The 15,207-nt window shown below is 67.5% G+C and carries 16 protein-coding genes; 12 read left to right on the top strand and 4 right to left on the bottom strand.

What is annotated here, in order from left to right; genetic code table 11:
* Window positions 1–17 precede the first annotated feature (17 nt).
* The 5 genes from MRAB57_RS06380 to MRAB57_RS06360 all read left to right on the top strand — a co-directional run bounded on the left by MRAB57_RS06380 (window position 18) and on the right by MRAB57_RS06360 (window position 6,015).
* Window positions 18–959 (top strand): class I SAM-dependent methyltransferase, encoded by a 942-nt coding sequence (locus MRAB57_RS06380; protein ID WP_077086826.1) that lies wholly within the window; start codon window positions 18–20, stop codon window positions 957–959.
* On the top strand, window positions 959–1,882 hold the full coding sequence (locus tag MRAB57_RS06375; protein WP_077086825.1) for an SAM-dependent methyltransferase: 924 nt from the start codon (window positions 959–961) through the stop codon (window positions 1,880–1,882). The genes MRAB57_RS06380 and MRAB57_RS06375 overlap by 1 nt, the downstream gene beginning before the upstream one ends.
* 79 nt (window positions 1,883–1,961) lie before the next feature.
* On the top strand, window positions 1,962–3,530 hold the full coding sequence (locus MRAB57_RS06370; RefSeq protein WP_077086824.1) for an LCP family protein: 1,569 nt from the start codon (window positions 1,962–1,964) through the stop codon (window positions 3,528–3,530).
* Window positions 3,531–3,668: 138 nt separating this feature from the next.
* Complete coding sequence (locus tag MRAB57_RS06365) at window positions 3,669–5,090, top strand: aldehyde dehydrogenase family protein (RefSeq protein WP_077090419.1); 1,422 nt, start codon at window positions 3,669–3,671, stop codon at window positions 5,088–5,090.
* A gap of 61 nt (window positions 5,091–5,151) precedes the next feature.
* Window positions 5,152–6,015 carry an SDR family oxidoreductase gene (locus tag MRAB57_RS06360; protein ID WP_077086823.1) on the top strand — a complete coding sequence of 288 codons (864 nt, stop codon included), beginning with the start codon at window positions 5,152–5,154 and terminating at the stop codon, window positions 6,013–6,015.
* Window positions 6,016–6,019: 4 nt separating this feature from the next.
* Here MRAB57_RS06360 and MRAB57_RS06355 read toward each other — a convergent pair whose 3' ends face one another.
* On the bottom strand, window positions 6,020–6,844 hold the full coding sequence (locus tag MRAB57_RS06355) for a tyrosine-protein phosphatase (protein WP_077086822.1): 825 nt from the start codon (window positions 6,842–6,844) through the stop codon (window positions 6,020–6,022).
* Window positions 6,841–8,058: an acyl-CoA dehydrogenase family protein gene (locus MRAB57_RS06350; protein ID WP_077090418.1), complete on the bottom strand. Its 1,218-nt coding sequence runs from the start codon at window positions 8,056–8,058 to the stop codon at window positions 6,841–6,843. The genes MRAB57_RS06355 and MRAB57_RS06350 overlap by 4 nt, the downstream gene beginning before the upstream one ends.
* Window positions 8,059–8,178: 120 nt before the next feature.
* Between MRAB57_RS06350 and MRAB57_RS06345 the strand changes: the two genes are divergently transcribed.
* The 4 genes from MRAB57_RS06345 to MRAB57_RS06330 all read left to right on the top strand — a co-directional run bounded on the left by MRAB57_RS06345 (window position 8,179) and on the right by MRAB57_RS06330 (window position 11,553).
* Entirely contained in the window at window positions 8,179–8,646 is a 468-nt protein-coding gene (locus MRAB57_RS06345; RefSeq protein ID WP_077086821.1) for a nuclear transport factor 2 family protein, read from the top strand.
* 73 nt (window positions 8,647–8,719) lie between these two features.
* Window positions 8,720–9,808: a Re/Si-specific NAD(P)(+) transhydrogenase subunit alpha gene (locus MRAB57_RS06340; protein ID WP_077086820.1), complete on the top strand. Its 1,089-nt coding sequence runs from the start codon at window positions 8,720–8,722 to the stop codon at window positions 9,806–9,808.
* Complete coding sequence (locus tag MRAB57_RS06335) at window positions 9,809–10,132, top strand: NAD(P) transhydrogenase subunit alpha part 2 (protein ID WP_077086819.1); 324 nt, start codon at window positions 9,809–9,811, stop codon at window positions 10,130–10,132.
* Window positions 10,129–11,553, top strand: coding sequence for an NAD(P)(+) transhydrogenase (Re/Si-specific) subunit beta (locus MRAB57_RS06330; RefSeq protein WP_077086818.1), 1,425 nt, complete (start codon window positions 10,129–10,131; stop codon window positions 11,551–11,553). The genes MRAB57_RS06335 and MRAB57_RS06330 overlap by 4 nt, the downstream gene beginning before the upstream one ends.
* On the opposite strand, the gene MRAB57_RS06325 is transcribed toward MRAB57_RS06330, so the two are convergent.
* The gene (locus MRAB57_RS06325) at window positions 11,550–12,128 is read right to left on the bottom strand and encodes a TetR/AcrR family transcriptional regulator (protein WP_245835853.1); all 579 of its coding nucleotides are present in this window, start codon (window positions 12,126–12,128) and stop codon (window positions 11,550–11,552) included. The genes MRAB57_RS06330 and MRAB57_RS06325 overlap by 4 nt on opposite strands.
* Before the next feature lie 118 nt (window positions 12,129–12,246).
* Here MRAB57_RS06325 and MRAB57_RS06320 point away from each other — a divergent pair, with 118 nt between their 5' ends.
* A complete protein-coding gene (locus MRAB57_RS06320; RefSeq protein WP_077086817.1) occupies window positions 12,247–13,479 on the top strand; it encodes a cytochrome P450 in 1,233 nt (410 codons plus the stop codon).
* Between the two features lie 12 nt (window positions 13,480–13,491).
* On the opposite strand, the gene MRAB57_RS06315 is transcribed toward MRAB57_RS06320, so the two are convergent.
* On the bottom strand, window positions 13,492–13,620 hold the full coding sequence (locus MRAB57_RS06315) for a hypothetical protein (protein WP_173814006.1): 129 nt from the start codon (window positions 13,618–13,620) through the stop codon (window positions 13,492–13,494).
* A 179-nt stretch (window positions 13,621–13,799) separates the two neighbouring features.
* Between MRAB57_RS06315 and MRAB57_RS06310 the strand changes: the two genes are divergently transcribed.
* On the top strand, window positions 13,800–14,435 hold the full coding sequence (locus MRAB57_RS06310; protein WP_077086816.1) for a TetR/AcrR family transcriptional regulator: 636 nt from the start codon (window positions 13,800–13,802) through the stop codon (window positions 14,433–14,435).
* Window positions 14,436–14,889: 454 nt separating this feature from the next.
* A complete protein-coding gene (locus MRAB57_RS06305; RefSeq protein ID WP_077086815.1) occupies window positions 14,890–15,123 on the top strand; it encodes a hypothetical protein in 234 nt (77 codons plus the stop codon).
* Window positions 15,124–15,207: the final 84 nt, after the last annotated feature.

Raw genomic sequence — 15,207 nt, 5'->3', positions numbered from 1 at the left:
ACAGACCGGAGCACGCGATGAGTTCACTGCGCACACACGACGACACCTGGGACATCAAGAGCAGCGTCGGCAGCACGGCCGTCATGGTGGCCGCCGCCCGGGCCTTCGAAACCGAGCAGCCCGACGCGCTGATCCGCGACCCCTACGCCCGGCTGCTGGTCAACAACGCCGGCGCCGACGTCCTGTGGGAGGCCATGCTCGACCCCGAGGTCGTGGCCAAGATCGAGGCCATCGACGAGGAATCCGCCGCTCGCATGCAGCACATGCGCGGCTACCAGGCGGTGCGGACCCACTTCTTCGACTCCTACTTCGCCGATGCCGTCGCCGCCGGGATCCGGCAGGTGGTGATCCTGGCATCGGGGCTGGACTCGCGGGCGTACCGGCTGGACTGGCCGACCGGCACCACGGTCTACGAGATCGACCAGCCGCAGGTGCTGGACTACAAATCCACCACGCTCGCCGACAGCGGTGCCACGCCGTCCGCCGACCGTCGCGAGGTGGCGATCGACCTGCGTGAGGACTGGCCCGCCGCGCTGCGCGCCGCCGGCTTCGACCCGGCCAAGCCGACCGCCTGGCTGGCCGAAGGACTGCTGATGTACCTGCCCGCCGAGGCCCAGGACAAGCTGTTCACCCAGATCGGCGAGCTGAGCTCCGCGGGCAGCCGCGTCTCCGCCGAAACCGCGCCCATGCACGCCGAGGAGCGGCGCCAGCAGATGCGGGAACGGTTCAAGAAGGTGGCCGACGAGCTCGGCCTGGAGGAGACCGTCGACGTCGGCGAGCTGATGTATCGCGACGAGCACCGCGCGAACGTCGCCGACTGGCTCAACGAGCACGGCTGGCGCGCCTCCGCGCAGAACGCGATCGACGAGATGCACCGCCTGGGCCGCCGGGTCCAGAGCGTCGAGCTGGACGACGACAAGGACGCGTTCTCGGACTTCGTGATCGCCGAGAAGTTGTAATGCCCCGGTCGGCGGACGACTCCTGGGACATCGCCACCAGCGTCGGCGCGACCGCGGTGATGGTCGCCCTGGCCCGTGCCGCCGAGACGGCCAGCGCCGAGCCCCTCATCCGCGACCAGTTCGCCGAGCCCCTGGTGTCGACGCCGGAGCTGGCTGGGGTTCGCGAGCAGGTGACCGCGTGGTGGGCTGGTGACCCGGACGAGGACTCCGACGACGCGCCGGACCCCAAGCACATGATCAATTACCAGGCGGTGCGCACCCACTTCTTCGATGCGTTCTTCGCCGCCGCCGCCGATTCCGGAGTTCGGCAGGTGGTGATCCTCGCCGCCGGCCTGGACTCGCGCGCCTACCGGCTGGACTGGCCGGCAGGCACCGCCGTCTACGAGATCGACCTGCCCAAGGTGCTGGAGTACAAATCCGAGACGCTGGCCGCTCACGGCGCCACGCCCACCGCCGACCGCCGGCCGGTGCCCGTCGACCTGCGGCACGACTGGCCCAAGGCGTTGCGCGACGCGGGCTTCGACACCGGCCAGCCGACCGCGTGGCTCGCCGAGGGGCTGCTGCCGTTCCTGCCCGCGGCGGCGCAGGAGGCCCTGTTCTCTTCGATCGACGCGCTGAGCGGACCTGGCAGCCGGGTGGCCGTCGAGAACTTCGGGGTCGACGCCGAGAAGCGCCGCGAGGCCGAGGAGCGATGGCAGGTACGGCGCGCCAAGCGCGAGGCGCGCGGCCAGGACACCTCCTTCAACCCGTTCGACCTGTGGTTCTCCGACGAGGGCCGGCCCGAATGCGCGGGCTGGTTCGCCGCCCACGGCTGGACCACCGACACCGTCACCGCCCTGGACGAGGGGCAGCGGCTGGGCCGGGCGCCGCACCCCGACCAGGCGCCGTTTACTAACAGCTTCGTCACGGCCACCAAGCCCTGACCACCGGCGGATCCGCCGTCGGCTCGCGGCTGCGGTTCCCGCGATTTCGCCAGGTCGTCCGGGACAATGTTCAGTCATCATGGGCGACGGTGGAGCTGAGCACGCGCGCGGCTGGACGCTGAGAAAAGGCCGGCTCGTCGCCGCCGTCGCCTCCGCGTCGGTCATGGCCCTCACCGGCATGGGGTGGACGGGTTACCACACGGCCCTGGGCAAGATCATCATCTCGCACGCGCTGCCGAACGCGTCGACGTCGCTGAACGGCGATCAGAACATCCTGCTGATGGGCCTGGACAGCCGGCTGGACCAGAACGGCAAGCCGCTGCCCCAGGAAATCTACGACGCCCTGCACGCCGGCGACGAGAGCTCCGGCGGCTACAACGCGAATGTGCTTATCGTCGTTCACATTTCGGACGGCGACGGGCCAGTCACGGCGGTCTCCATCCCCCGCGACGACTACGCCGAGTTGCCGGGCTGCCCGGGGTCGGTGTGCACGGGCAAGATCAAGCAGGCCTACGGGCTGGCCTACCAGCAGTCGCTGAATGCGCAGGCGTCCGGCAATGCCGGCGGCGCGGGCGCCAACGATCTGGCGGCGCGCGAGCAGACCGCCCGCGAGGCCGGCCGCAAGGCCGAAATCAGTGCCGTCAACGAATTCCTCGGCGTCTCGATCGACCACTTCGTCGAGATCACGCTGGGCGCCTTCTTCCAGATCGCCAAGGCCGTCGAGCCAATCACCGTGTGCCTCAGCGGCGATACGAAGGACAGCTACTCGGGTGCGGACTTCCACCAAGGCGTTCAGCGGATCGACGCGGCCGACGCGATGGCGTTCGTGCGGCAGCGCCGCGACGAGAACGACGGCTCCTTCACCGATTTCGACCGGACCCGGCGGCAGCAGGCGTTCCTGGTGTCGTTGGTCAAGGCCGCGCGCAGCGGCGGCGCGTTGTCCAGCGTCAGCGGGCTGCGCAAGCTGCTGCAGGTCGCCCGCGACAACGTCGCCGTCGACTCCGGGCTGGATCTCATGGAGCTCGCGTCGCGGGCGTCGAAGCTGACCGACCGGCCGCTGTCGCTCTACACCCTGCCCATCTCGGGCTTCGGCAAGGATCCGAACGGATCCGACATCAACCTCGTCGACCTCCCGACCATCCGGCGCATCGTGCACGAACGCTTCGACTCCGACCCACCGGCCGCGGTCGATGCCGGCCCGTCGGCCACCCCGACACCGCCTCCCGTGTTGGACAAACCGGCGATCCTCGACGTCGTCAACGCCACCAGCCGCGACGGCCTGGCCGCCGCGGTCGAGGAGTCCTTCGCCGCGCGCGGCTTCACCCGCGGCAGCGCCACGACCGCCGCGGTCCCGGCCGACGACACCGCCGTCGAATACGGGCCAGGCGCCGACCAGGGCGCGCAGCTGCTGGCCGATCAGCTGCACGTGGCGGCGACCGCCAACAGCGCCGTGCCCGCCGGTACCGTGCGGCTGACCGTGGGAACGCGCTTCCCCGCGGGTGACTACCTCACCCATCCGGGTGCTGCGGTCCAGACGCAGCAGTCCGGGGAGGTCAGCACCGTGGCGGCCACGGGCAGCGGCGATCGCTCCCCGGCGCCGACCGACCTCAGCCAGATGACGGGGACAAATGTCCCCTGCGTCAAGTAATCAGCGGAGGCCAGCGCCGCAAGAGCAGCGCCCTTACCGCCCTCCCAACCGGATGGTTAGGATCGCGAGTATCACCCGTTGAGTGTCTGCGTGCCGAACACTGGGCACCCCGGGATGGTGCACAAGGGAAGGACAACGATGACCACCGAATCGGTTGCACCAAAGACCTCCGCGGCCAATGGGGCGGCTGCGCCGGCCGACGTCCCGGCGACGGTCGCCCGGCTCCGCCAAACCTTCGCCACCGGGCGCACCCGCGACGTCGAGTGGCGCAAGCAGCAGCTGTTGCAGATGGCCAAGCTGATGGAAGAGAACGAGGGCGCCATCGCGTCCGCCCTCGCCGAAGACCTGGACCGCAGCCCGTTCGAGGCCTTCATCGCCGACATCGCGACGACGGTCGGCGAGGCGAAGTTCGCGGCCAAGAAGGTTCGCAAGTGGACGAAGCGCCGCTACCAATTGCTCGAGATGCCGCAGCTGCCCGGCCGCGGCTGGATCGAGTACGAGCCCTACGGCACGGTGCTGATCATCGGCGCGTGGAACTACCCGTTCTACCTGACCCTGGGCCCGGCGGTCGGCGCGATCGCCGCGGGTAACGCCGTCATCCTCAAGCCGTCGGAGATCGCCGCGGCGTCCGCGCACCTGATGGCCGAGCTGGTGCCGCGCTACCTCGACAACGACGCGATCGCCGTGGTCGAGGGCGACGGCGCGACCAGCCAGGAACTCATCGCGCAGGGCCTGGACCGCCTGTTGTTCACCGGCGGCACCGAGATCGGCCGCAAGGTGTACGAGGGCGCGGCCCCGCACCTGACCCCGTGCACGCTGGAGCTCGGCGGCAAGAGCCCGGTGATCGTGGCGGCCGACGCCGACGTGGATGTGGCGGCCAAGCGCATCGCCTGGATGAAACTGCTGAACGCCGGGCAGACCTGCGTCGCGCCCGATTATGTGTTGGCGGACGCCAGCATTCGCGACGAGCTGGTCAGCAAGATCGGCGCCGCCGTCAAGAAGTTCACCGCGGACAAGCCCGACGGCATGCGGATCGTCAACCAGCGACAGTTCGACCGGATCAGCAGCTACCTGACCGGCGGGGACGGCAACGTCGTCGTCGGCGGCAAGTGCGACGCGTCGACCCTGCGCATCCAGCCCGCCGTCGTGGTCGACCCCGACCCGGACGGTCCGCTGATGCAGAACGAGATCTTCGGGCCGGTACTGCCGGTCATCACCGTCCAAAACCTGGACGAGGCAATACGTTTCGTCAACTCGCGCGCCAAGCCGCTGTCGGCGTACCTGTTCACCAAGACGCGCGATACCCGCGAGCGGGTGATCAGGGAGGTGCCCGCCGGCGGCATGCTGGTCAACCACCTCGCCTTCCAGGTGTCGACGGCCAAGCTGCCCTTCGGCGGCGTCGGCGCGTCGGGCATGGGCGCCTACCACGGCAAGTTCGGCTTCGAGGAGTTCAGCCACCGCAAGTCGGTGCTGACCAAGCCGACCCGCCCCGACCTGTCCAGCTTCATCTACCCGCCCTACACCGACCGCGCCATGAAGATGGCCCGCCGGATGTTCTAGGGATTGCTTTTCGCACCAAATCACTTGCTAGACCCAACTTTTCACATCTGAGAGGAACCTTATGCCCGGAGTGCAGGATCGCGTCATCGTCGTCACCGGAGCCGGCGGGGGACTGGGGCGCGAATACGCCCTGGCCCTGGCCAAAGAGGGCGCCAGCGTCATCGTCAATGACCTCGGTGGATCCCGCGACGGCACCGGCGCCGGCCACAACATGGCCGACGACGTGGTCAAGGAGATCAAGGACGCCGGTGGCCGGGCGGCCGCCAACTACGACAGCGTCGCCGAGCCCGACGGCGCCGAGAACATCATCAAGACCGCGCTCGACGAGTTCGGTGCGATCCACGGCGTGGTGAGCAACGCGGGGATCCTGCGCGACGGCACCTTCCACAAGATGACGTTCGAGAACTGGGACGCCGTGCTCAAGGTGCACCTGTACGGCGGATACAACGTCATCCGCGCCGCGTGGCCGCACTTCCGCGAGCAGAGCTACGGCCGCGTGGTCGTCGCCACCTCCACCAGCGGCCTGTTCGGTAACTTCGGCCAGACCAACTACGGCGCGGCCAAGCTCGGGCTTGTCGGCCTGATCAACAGCCTCGCGCTGGAAGGCGCCAAGTACAACATCCACGCGAACGCGGTCGCCCCGATCGCGGCCACCCGGATGACCGAGGACATCCTGCCCAAGGAAGTCCTGGAGAAGCTCACCCCGGAGTATGTCGCCCCGGTGGTGGCCTACCTGTGCACCGAGGAAAACCCCAACAGCGCTTCGGTTTTCGTTGTCGGCGGCGGCAAGGTGCAGCGCGTCGCGCTGTTCCAGACCGACGGCGTCACCTTCGACACGCCGCCGACGGTGGACGACGTCGCCGGGCAGTGGGACGAGATCACCGACCTGTCCAAGGCGAAGAAGGCCGACTTCAAGCTGGGGTAGCGCCTCAGGACAGCAGCTCTGCGCGGAGCCGGTCCACCTCTGATTCGGTGACACCGGCCTCGCGCAGATAGGCGTTCAGCGAGCCGAACTCCGCATCGATGGTCTGACGCGCGGCGTCCAGATACTCCGGGCGCACGCCGAGGACACCGTCGGCCAGCCGGGCCTTGGTGAAAGTGACGACCTCCGGGGTCAATTCGACGTCCGAGCGCTTGTGGATCATCTCGTAGATGTGCTCGCGCAGCTGCGGTACCGCGGCGTTGCTGCGCAGGTAGTCGGCGACGATGGTGTCGCGGTCGACGTCGAGCACTTCCAGCACCGTGGCGATCACGAAGCCCGTGCGGTCCTTGCCCGCGAAACAGTGCGTGAGCACCGAACGTCCGGCAGCCAGCATCGAAAAGACTTGCCGCACAGCGCGTTGCGCCCCGTTGCGCGTCGGGAACTGCCGGTACTCGTCGACCATGTGCCGGATGGCGGCCTCGTTGACCTCTTCGTCGGACTGGTCGGACTCGCCCTCGAACAGCCGCCGGAACGCGGTCTCGTGCGGGGCGTCGTCCTCGGTTTGCTCGTCGTCGCCGAGATCGGGCAGCGGCAGCCGGTGGATCTCGATGCCGTCGGGCACCAGACCCGGACCACGTTTAGCGACTTCCTGGTTCGCGCGCAGGTCGGCGACGTCGGTGATGCCCAACGCGCGCAGCGTGTCCCGGCCCACGTCGTCGAGCCGGCTCAGCTCACCGGACCGAAACAGCCGCCCGGGCCGCAGCCCCGGCGTGCCGTCGGCGACATCGCGAAAGTTCCACGCCCCGGACAGTTCTCGCACTGCCTCGGTCATTCTCCGGTGACCGCCGAAGCGAAGGCCGACTGTTCGCGGCCGAGCTCGGTGCGCGCGACGGTCCGCATGTGCACCTCGTCGGGGCCGTCGAAGATCCGCATGGCGCGGTGCCAGCCGTACAGGCGGGACAGCACCGTGTCGTCGCTGACGCCGGCGGCGCCGTGCACCTGGATCGCGCGGTCGATGACGTCGCAGGCGATCTGCGGTGCCACCGCCTTGATCTGGGAGACCAGCAGGTGCGCGGCCTTGTTGCCGTGCTGGTCGATCGTCCACGCCGCCTTCTCGCAGAGCAGCCGGGCCTGGTCGATCTCGTTGCGGGACTTGGCAACTGCCTGCTGCACCAGACCCTGCTCGGCCAGCGGCCTGCCGAAGGCGATGCGGTTGTTGGCGCGGTGCACCATCAGCGCCAGCGCGCGTTCGGCGCCGCCGAGGGCGCGCATGCAGTGGTGGATGCGGCCCGGCCCGAGCCGGGCCTGGGCGATCGCGAAGCCGCCGCCCTCCTCGCCGAGCAGGTTGGTCACCGGCACCCGGACGTTGTCGTAGACGATCTCGCAGTGCCCGTGCTGGTCCTGCCAGCCGAACACCGGAGTGGAGCGCAGCACGTTGACGCCGGGGGTGTCCATCGGCACCAGCACCATCGACTGCTGCTGGTGGCTGGCCGCGTCGGGGTTGGTGCGGCCCATCACGATCAGGATCTTGCAGCGCGGGTCGGCCGCGCCCGAGGTCCACCACTTGCGGCCGTTGATGACGTAGTCGCCGCCGTCGCGCACGATGGCCGTCTGGATGTTGCGGGCGTCGCTGCTGGCGACGGCGGGCTCGGTCATCGAGAAGGCGCTGCGAATCTCGCCGGCCAGCAACGGCTCCAGCCACTGCTTGCGCTGCTCCTCGGTGGCGAACAGGTGCAGGGTCTCCATGTTCCCGGTGTCGGGCGCCGCGCAGTTGACCGCCTCGGGGGCGAGCTCGAGGCTCCACCCCGTCAGCTCGGCCAGCGGGGCGTATTCCAGGTTGGTCAAACCCGACTCGGCCGGCAGGAACAGGTTCCACAGGCCGCGCTCTCTGGCTTTGGCTTTGAGTTCCTCGATGACGGGAGGAACGGTGTGATCGTTTTGGCCGGCCTCGTGGCGGTAGCTGTCGTAGGCGGCCTCAGCCGGAAAGACAAACTCAGTCATGAAGTCGGACAACCGCTTGTGGTAGTCGGTGGCCTTAGCCGACATCGCGAAGTCCATGACCGTCACGATAGGACACCGGCAATTGGACACCGCGAGCAGACGCAGAATCGCATGCCGGAGCAGGGATTCGTGCGATTCTGCGTCTGCTCGCGGTAGATATGGACCATGAGCGACGCCGAATCCCGTCCCCCGTTCCCTCCGTTCACTCTCGACACAGCAGTACAGAAGGTGCAGGCCGCCGAGGACGCCTGGAACACCCGCGATCCGGAGAAGGTCAGCCTGGCGTACACACCGGACTCGCAGTGGCGCAACCGTGGCGAACACGTCGTCGGCCGGGACCAGATCGTCGCGTTCCTGACCCGCAAGTGGCAGCGCGAACTGGACTATTCGCTGCGCAAGTGCCTGTGGGACTTCCACGACAACCGGATCGCGGTGCGGTTCCAGTACGAGTGCCACGACGACAGCGGGCAGTGGTATCGCAGCTACGGCAACGAACTGTGGGAATTCTCGCCTTCGGGTTTAATGGCGCGCCGCGAGGCCAGTATCAACGATGTGCTCATCGACGAATCGGAGCGGCGCCACTTCGGGCCCCGGCCGGCGGCGGAGCACGGCCAAGACATTCCGCTGTGGTAGCTGCCGCTAGGGTGTTCAACTCAACGACGTTCGCAACAAAGCAGCTGAGCTAAGGAAAGTAGATGTACGCGCCATGACAGATGCGCAGACGACGATCGGTGTGGTTGCCGAGTCCGGGGCCGATGAGCGGCGCGTCGCGCTGGTACCCAAGGCCGTCGCAGCGCTGGCGAGCAGCGGCGTGGCGGTGGTGGTCGAGGCTGGCGCGGGCGCGCGGGCGCTGCTTCCCGACGAGCTCTACACCCAGGCCGGCGCCACCATCGGCGACGCGTGGGCCGCCGACGTCGTTGTCAAGGTCGCGCCGCCGACCGCCGACGAGGTGGGCAAGCTGCGCAGCGGCCAGACCCTGATCGGCTTCCTGGCGCCCCGCAATGCCGAGAACTCGATCGGTGCGCTGAAGTCCGCCGGTGTGCAGGCGTTCGCGCTCGAGGCCATCCCGCGCATCTCGCGGGCCCAGGCCATGGACGCGCTGTCGTCGCAGGGCAACGTCTCGGGCTACAAGGCCGTGCTGCTGGCGGCGTCGGAGTCGACGCGGTTCTTCCCGATGCTGACGACGGCGGCCGGAACGGTGAAGCCGGCGACGGTGCTGGTGCTCGGCGTGGGTGTGGCGGGGCTGCAGGCGCTCGCGACGGCCAAGCGGCTGGGCGCGCGCACCACCGGATACGACGTCCGTCCCGAGGTCGCCGACCAGGTGCGGTCGGTCGGCGCGCAGTGGCTGGACGTCGGCATCGACGCCGCCGGCGAGGGCGGCTACGCCCGCGAGCTCACCGACGAGGAGCGGGCGCAGCAGCAGCAGGCATTGGAAAAGGCGATCAGCGGATTCGACATCGTGATCACCACGGCGTTGGTGCCGGGCCGGCCCGCGCCGCGCCTGGTGACCGCCGCCGCGGTCGAGGCGATGAAGCCCGGCAGCGTCGTGGTCGACCTGGCCGGGGAGACCGGCGGCAACTGCGAGCTCACCGAGCCGGGGCAGACGGTCGTCAAGCACGACGTCACGATCGCCTCGCCGCTGAACCTGCCGGCGACCATGCCCGAGCACGCCAGCGAGCTGTACAGCAAGAACATCACCGCGCTTCTCGACCTGCTGATCAAAGACGGCGCATTGGCGCCGGACTTTGACGACGAGGTCATCGCGGACTCATGCGTTACCCGGGAGGTCTCCTAGATGTACGACGAACTATTGGCCAACCTCGCGATCCTGGTGCTGTCCGGGTTCGTCGGGTTCGCGGTGATCTCCAAGGTGCCCAACACGCTGCACACGCCGCTGATGTCGGGCACCAACGCCATCCACGGCATCGTGGTGCTCGGCGCGCTGGTGGTGTTCGGCGAGGTGGAGCACCCGTCGCTGGCGGTGCAGATCATCCTGTTCGTCGCTGTGGTGTTCGGAACGCTGAACGTCATCGGCGGCTTCATCGTCACCGACCGGATGCTGGGCATGTTCAAGGGCAAGAAGAAGCCCGTCAAGACCGAGGAGCCGGCCGCCAAATGAACTACCTGGTCACCGTCCTCTACATCATCTCGTTTGCGCTCTTCATCTATGGCCTGATGGGCCTGACCGGGCCCAAGACCGCGGTGCGGGGCAACCTGATCGCCGCCGTCGGTATGGCCCTGGCGGTGGCGGCGACGTTCATCAAGATCCGGCACACCGAGTCGTGGGTGCTGATCATCGCCGGCCTGGTCGTCGGCATCCTGCTCGGCGTTCCGCCGGCACGGATGACCAAGATGACCGCCATGCCGCAGCTGGTGGCGTTCTTCAACGGCGTCGGCGGCGGCACGGTCGCGCTGATCGCGCTCGCGGAATTCATTGAGACCAACGGCTTTTCGGCCTTCCAGCACGGCGAATCGCCGACGGTGCACATCGTGGTGGCGTCGTTGTTCGCCGCGATCATCGGCTCGATCTCGTTCTGGGGATCGATCATCGCGTTCGGCAAGCTGCAGGAGATCATCTCCAGCTCGCCGATCGGGTTCGGCAAACTGCAGCAGCCGATCAACCTGCTGCTGCTGATCGCCGCGGTCGCGGCCGCGGTCGTCGTCGGCGTGCACTCCCATCCGGGCACCGGCGGAGCGTCGCTGTGGTACATGATCGGGCTGCTGGCCGCCGCGGGCGTGCTGGGTCTGATGGTGGTGCTGCCCATCGGTGGCGCCGACATGCCGGTGGTCATCTCGCTGCTGAACGCGATGACCGGATTGTCAGCCGCCGCAGCGGGTCTCGCGCTGAACAACACCGCGATGATCGTCGCAGGCATGATCGTCGGTGCCTCGGGTTCGATCCTGACCAACCTGATGGCCAAGGCGATGAACCGCTCGATCCCGGCGATCGTGGCCGGTGGTTTCGGCGGCGGCGGGGTCGCGCCGGCCGGCGGCGACGGCGGCGACAAGACCGTCAAGGCCACCTCGGCGGCCGACGCTGCGATCCAGATGGCCTACGCCAACCAGGTGATCGTGGTGCCGGGTTACGGCCTGGCCGTCGCGCAGGCCCAGCACGCTGTCAAGGACATGGCCGCGCTGTTGGAGGCAAAGGGCGTGGAGGTCAAGTACGCGATCCACCCGGTCGCCGGCCGGATGCCCGGGCACATGAACGTGTTGCTGGCCGAGGCCGAGGTCGACTACGACGCCATGAAGGACATGGACGACATCAACGACGAGTTCGCGCGCACTGACGTCGCGATCGTCATCGGGGCCAACGACGTCACCAATCCGGCGGCCCGCAACGACGCGTCCAGCCCGATCTACGGCATGCCGATCCTCAACGTGGACAAGGCCAAGTCGGTGATCGTGTTGAAGCGGTCGATGAACTCCGGCTTCGCCGGGATCGACAACCCGCTGTTCTACGGCGAGGGCACCAGCATGCTGTTCGGCGATGCGAAGAAGTCGGTGACCGCGGTCGCCGAGGAGCTCAAGGCCCTCTAACCCGCATTGCGCGGCAGCGCCGCGACGACGGGACCGATCCACACGCCGACCAGCCGGCGTAGTTCGGTCGCGCCACCGGTCGGCGGCGACAGGATGAACGACTGCAGGGTGCGCAGCACGATCTGCACGATGTCCTCGATCGCGGCGGGGGTGAACGGCGACCAGTCGACGGCGAGGCGGTCCAAGATCGAGCGGCCCAGCACGCGGGCGGTGTCGTTGGTGACGGTGACCTGTTCGGCGACGGCCGCGCTGCGCGACGTCCGCAACAAGAGGCCGATGTAGGGGTCTTTGGGCAGGCGCTCCAGCGTCAGGCAGATGCCCTCGATCAGCGCCGCCGCCGGGTCGGTCATGCCGTGCAGCGCCGTCGCCAGGTGGTCCATGAAGTCGGCGGTCGCGTCCAGGGCGGTTGCCTGCAGCAGTTCGTCGGTCGAGGCGAAGTAGTGGTAGATCGTCTGGCGCGTCACGCTCAGCGTGCGTGCGACGTCGGCCAGCGTGATCTGGTCGCCGCGCTCGTCGATGGTCTTGCGGGTGGCCGACAGGATGCGGGCCGCCGCCTCCTCATCGCTGGCAGGCACGCTGCCACCCCATCCGCGGGTCCGCACACGGCGACGATAGCCGACGCGTGCGCCTCCGACGCCGGTCATACGCCTTGAAATCATCTGTATGATCGATGCAAGGTGTGAAGGAGACCACATGAACACGACGACGTGTCCGTTCGGCGAGAATTTCGATTTCACCGACCCCGACGTATTGCTGGCCGGTCTTCCGGTCACCCAATTCGCCGAGCTGCGCCGCACGGCGCCGCTCTGGTGGAACGCGCAGCCCGAGTCGATCTTCGACGACGGCGGCTACTGGGTGGTGAGCCGCCACGACGACGTCAAGGCCGTCTCCCGGGACGGCGACCTGTGGTCGACCAACCGCAAGGGCGCGGTCATGCGCCTTCCCGAAGGGGTCACCGCCGAGCAGCTGGAGCTGACGAAGGCCCTGTTGATCAACCACGACGCACCCGAACACACCCGGCTGCGCAAGCTGGTGTCGCGGCTGTTCACCCCGCGCGCGATCACCCAGCTCGAAGAGAAGCTGGCCCGGGCGGCGAAGGAGATCGTGCGCACCGCCGCGCTCAAGGGAGACGGCGACTTCGTCGGCGACATCGCGATGAACCTGCCCCTGCTGGCGATCGCCGACCTGATCGGCGTCCCGGAGGCCGATCGCGCGCAGCTGTTCGACTGGACCAACGCGATCATGAACACCGACGATCCCGACTTCGACAGCGATCCCACGACCGCCAACGCCGAGCTGATGGCCTACGCCTACAACATGGCCGACGAGCGGCGCCGCTGCCCGGCCGACGACATCGTCACGCGGCTGATCCATGCCGACATCGACGGGGACGCGCTGGGTGACGTCGAATTCGCGTTCTTCGTCATCCTGCTGGCCGTGGCCGGCAACGAGACCACGCGCAACGCGATGACGCACGGGATGAACGCATTCCTGGACAACCCCGAGCAGTGGGAGCTGTTCAAGCGCGAACGACCGGCCACCGCGGTCGACGAGATCATCCGCTGGGCCAGCCCCGTGCATTGCTTCCAGCGCACCGCCCTGACCGACGTCGAACTAGGCGGTGTCACCGTCCGGGAGGGACAGCGGGTGGGGCTGTTCTACAGCTCGGCGAACTTCGACGAGGACGTCTTCGAGAACCCGTTCGAATTCAATATTCTGCGAAACCCCAACCCGCACTTGAGCTTTGGCGGCAACGGGGTGCACTACTGCATCGGCGCCAATTTGGCCCGGATGGAAATCAAGTTGATCTTCGACGAACTGGCCGAGCAGCTGCCCGACATCACCAAGCTCGCTGAACCGCAGCGACTCCGCTCGGGCTGGATCAACGGAGTGAAGCGCCTCGACGTCGCCTACCGCGCTGGATAGGCGGATGGCCCGTTAGACGGGCGGGTAGGCCGGCGGCGGGTAACCGTGGCCGTCCTCGACCCCGCGCAGGCCCCAGGTCAGGTACCGCATGAAGAACTCGATCTCGTCACTGCCGTCGTAGTCCGGATTCGGGTCCATCAGCGCCACCTATCCCCTTGTCGTCCCCTCGCGAAGGTCGAATATCGAGTCTAGTCCCATCCGTACCGGTGCGACAGGCGGCGATGGTCTTAAACTGTCCAACCAGTTAGTTGGTACTTTGCCTTATCCGGGCAGCACCGGACCGTATCCGGACCCGCGGGCAGCGACGATAGCGAGTAGAGATGTCATCCGACAGCATCACCCCCAACGGGTTGACGCGCCGCGAGGAGTTGCTGGCTGTCGCCACCAAACTGTTCGCCGCGCGCGGCTACCACGGCACCCGGATGGACGACGTCGCCGACGTGATCGGCCTGAACAAGGCCACCGTCTACCACTACTACGCGAGCAAGTCGCTGATCTTGTTCGACATCTACCGGCAGGCCGCCGAGGGCACGCTGGCCGCCGTGCACGACGACCCGTCATGGACGGCGCGCGAGGCGCTCTACCAGTACACCGTCCGGCTGCTGATGGGCATCGCCACCGATCCCGAGCGGGCCGCCGTGTACTTCCAGGAGCAGCCGTATATCACCGAGTGGTTCACCAGCGAGCAGGTCGCCGAGGTCCGGGAGAAGGAAGCGCAGGTCTATCACCACGTGCACGGCCTGATCGACCGCGGGATCGCCAACGGTGAGTTCTACGAGTGCGACTCGCATGTGCTGGCGCTGGGGTATATCGGCATGACGCTGGGCAGCTACCGCTGGTTGCGGCCGAGCGGCCGACGGTCGGCCAAGGAGATCGCCGCAGAGTTCAGCACCGCCCTGCTGCGCGGGCTGATCCGCGACGAGGCGGTCCGCACCACCTCTCCGCTCGGACCGTAGGTTTTGTGGCGAGATTTCCGGCCATGGTCGTGGAATCCCGTCTGGGACGGCCCTGACGGCAATCTCGTCGGCACCGGGGAAGCGTCCTCCGATAGCTCATCGCGGCGAATGTCCGCTAACCCTGTGCATTACGCGGCTGAGCGGTTGATAAATGAGGTTGCTAAAGGCATTAATTGCGCCGATTCGACGCCGCGTGAATAATCATGAGAATGGTAGATACGTAAATATGCGGACACTGAATTGTGCACTTACGTGAATGTGCATGTCAGTAGATACGCATCGTTGACGGCCTCTGAGCTGCATATATGTTGCGGTTGTCTTCTTCGTAGAGGGAGTCGCGCGGGTTTCGCAGTCCCAGGGAATGTCCAGCCTTTATCCAGTGCATTGCGCAGAATCCGTCGCTAGCGTCGAATTTGTCAGTTGAAAACATTTGATGAAAAAGGAGCAACCGATTATGTCGATTTCACTGCCTTCGGTCCGCACCGCTGTCGTCGGCGCGGTGGGTGCCGGCGTACTGGGCGGCACCATGCTGTTCGCGGCCACCGCCGTCGCCAACGCCGAGACGACTTCTCCCGCGCCGACGCCCGCGGTCGCCCCGGCGGATTCGGCGCACGTCAACCTCGCGTCGATCTGGCACCACGACCCGCACCACCGCCACGACCTGCACCACTCGGTGAACATCTTGTAAGTCCGAAGGCGCAGCGCTCCCGCACCGCGGTTCATGCCGATCTGACACAGTCAGGTCGGCATGAATCCGTTTGAAGCTCGGCCC

The sequence above is a fragment of the Mycobacterium rhizamassiliense genome (genome assembly GCF_900157375.1).
In the GTDB taxonomy this organism is placed as follows: domain Bacteria; phylum Actinomycetota; class Actinomycetes; order Mycobacteriales; family Mycobacteriaceae; genus Mycobacterium; species Mycobacterium rhizamassiliense.
The sequence above is the reverse complement of the archived record's forward strand: the minus strand, read 5'-3'. Positions and strand labels throughout refer to the sequence as shown.

Coding starts and splice junctions, on each gene's coding strand:
- MRAB57_RS06380 (WP_077086826.1), top strand. CDS start 18: ATGAGTTCACTGCGCACACACGACGACACCTGGGACATCAAGAGCAGC.
- MRAB57_RS06375 (WP_077086825.1), top strand. CDS start 959: ATGCCCCGGTCGGCGGACGACTCCTGGGACATCGCCACCAGCGTCGGC.
- MRAB57_RS06370 (WP_077086824.1), top strand. CDS start 1,962: ATGGGCGACGGTGGAGCTGAGCACGCGCGCGGCTGGACGCTGAGAAAA.
- MRAB57_RS06365 (WP_077090419.1), top strand. CDS start 3,669: ATGACCACCGAATCGGTTGCACCAAAGACCTCCGCGGCCAATGGGGCG.
- MRAB57_RS06360 (WP_077086823.1), top strand. CDS start 5,152: ATGCCCGGAGTGCAGGATCGCGTCATCGTCGTCACCGGAGCCGGCGGG.
- MRAB57_RS06355 (WP_077086822.1), bottom strand. CDS start 6,844: ATGACCGAGGCAGTGCGAGAACTGTCCGGGGCGTGGAACTTTCGCGAT.
- MRAB57_RS06350 (WP_077090418.1), bottom strand. CDS start 8,058: ATGTCGGCTAAGGCCACCGACTACCACAAGCGGTTGTCCGACTTCATG.
- MRAB57_RS06345 (WP_077086821.1), top strand. CDS start 8,179: ATGAGCGACGCCGAATCCCGTCCCCCGTTCCCTCCGTTCACTCTCGAC.
- MRAB57_RS06340 (WP_077086820.1), top strand. CDS start 8,720: ATGACAGATGCGCAGACGACGATCGGTGTGGTTGCCGAGTCCGGGGCC.
- MRAB57_RS06335 (WP_077086819.1), top strand. CDS start 9,809: ATGTACGACGAACTATTGGCCAACCTCGCGATCCTGGTGCTGTCCGGG.
- MRAB57_RS06330 (WP_077086818.1), top strand. CDS start 10,129: ATGAACTACCTGGTCACCGTCCTCTACATCATCTCGTTTGCGCTCTTC.
- MRAB57_RS06320 (WP_077086817.1), top strand. CDS start 12,247: ATGAACACGACGACGTGTCCGTTCGGCGAGAATTTCGATTTCACCGAC.
- MRAB57_RS06310 (WP_077086816.1), top strand. CDS start 13,800: ATGTCATCCGACAGCATCACCCCCAACGGGTTGACGCGCCGCGAGGAG.
- MRAB57_RS06305 (WP_077086815.1), top strand. CDS start 14,890: ATGTCGATTTCACTGCCTTCGGTCCGCACCGCTGTCGTCGGCGCGGTG.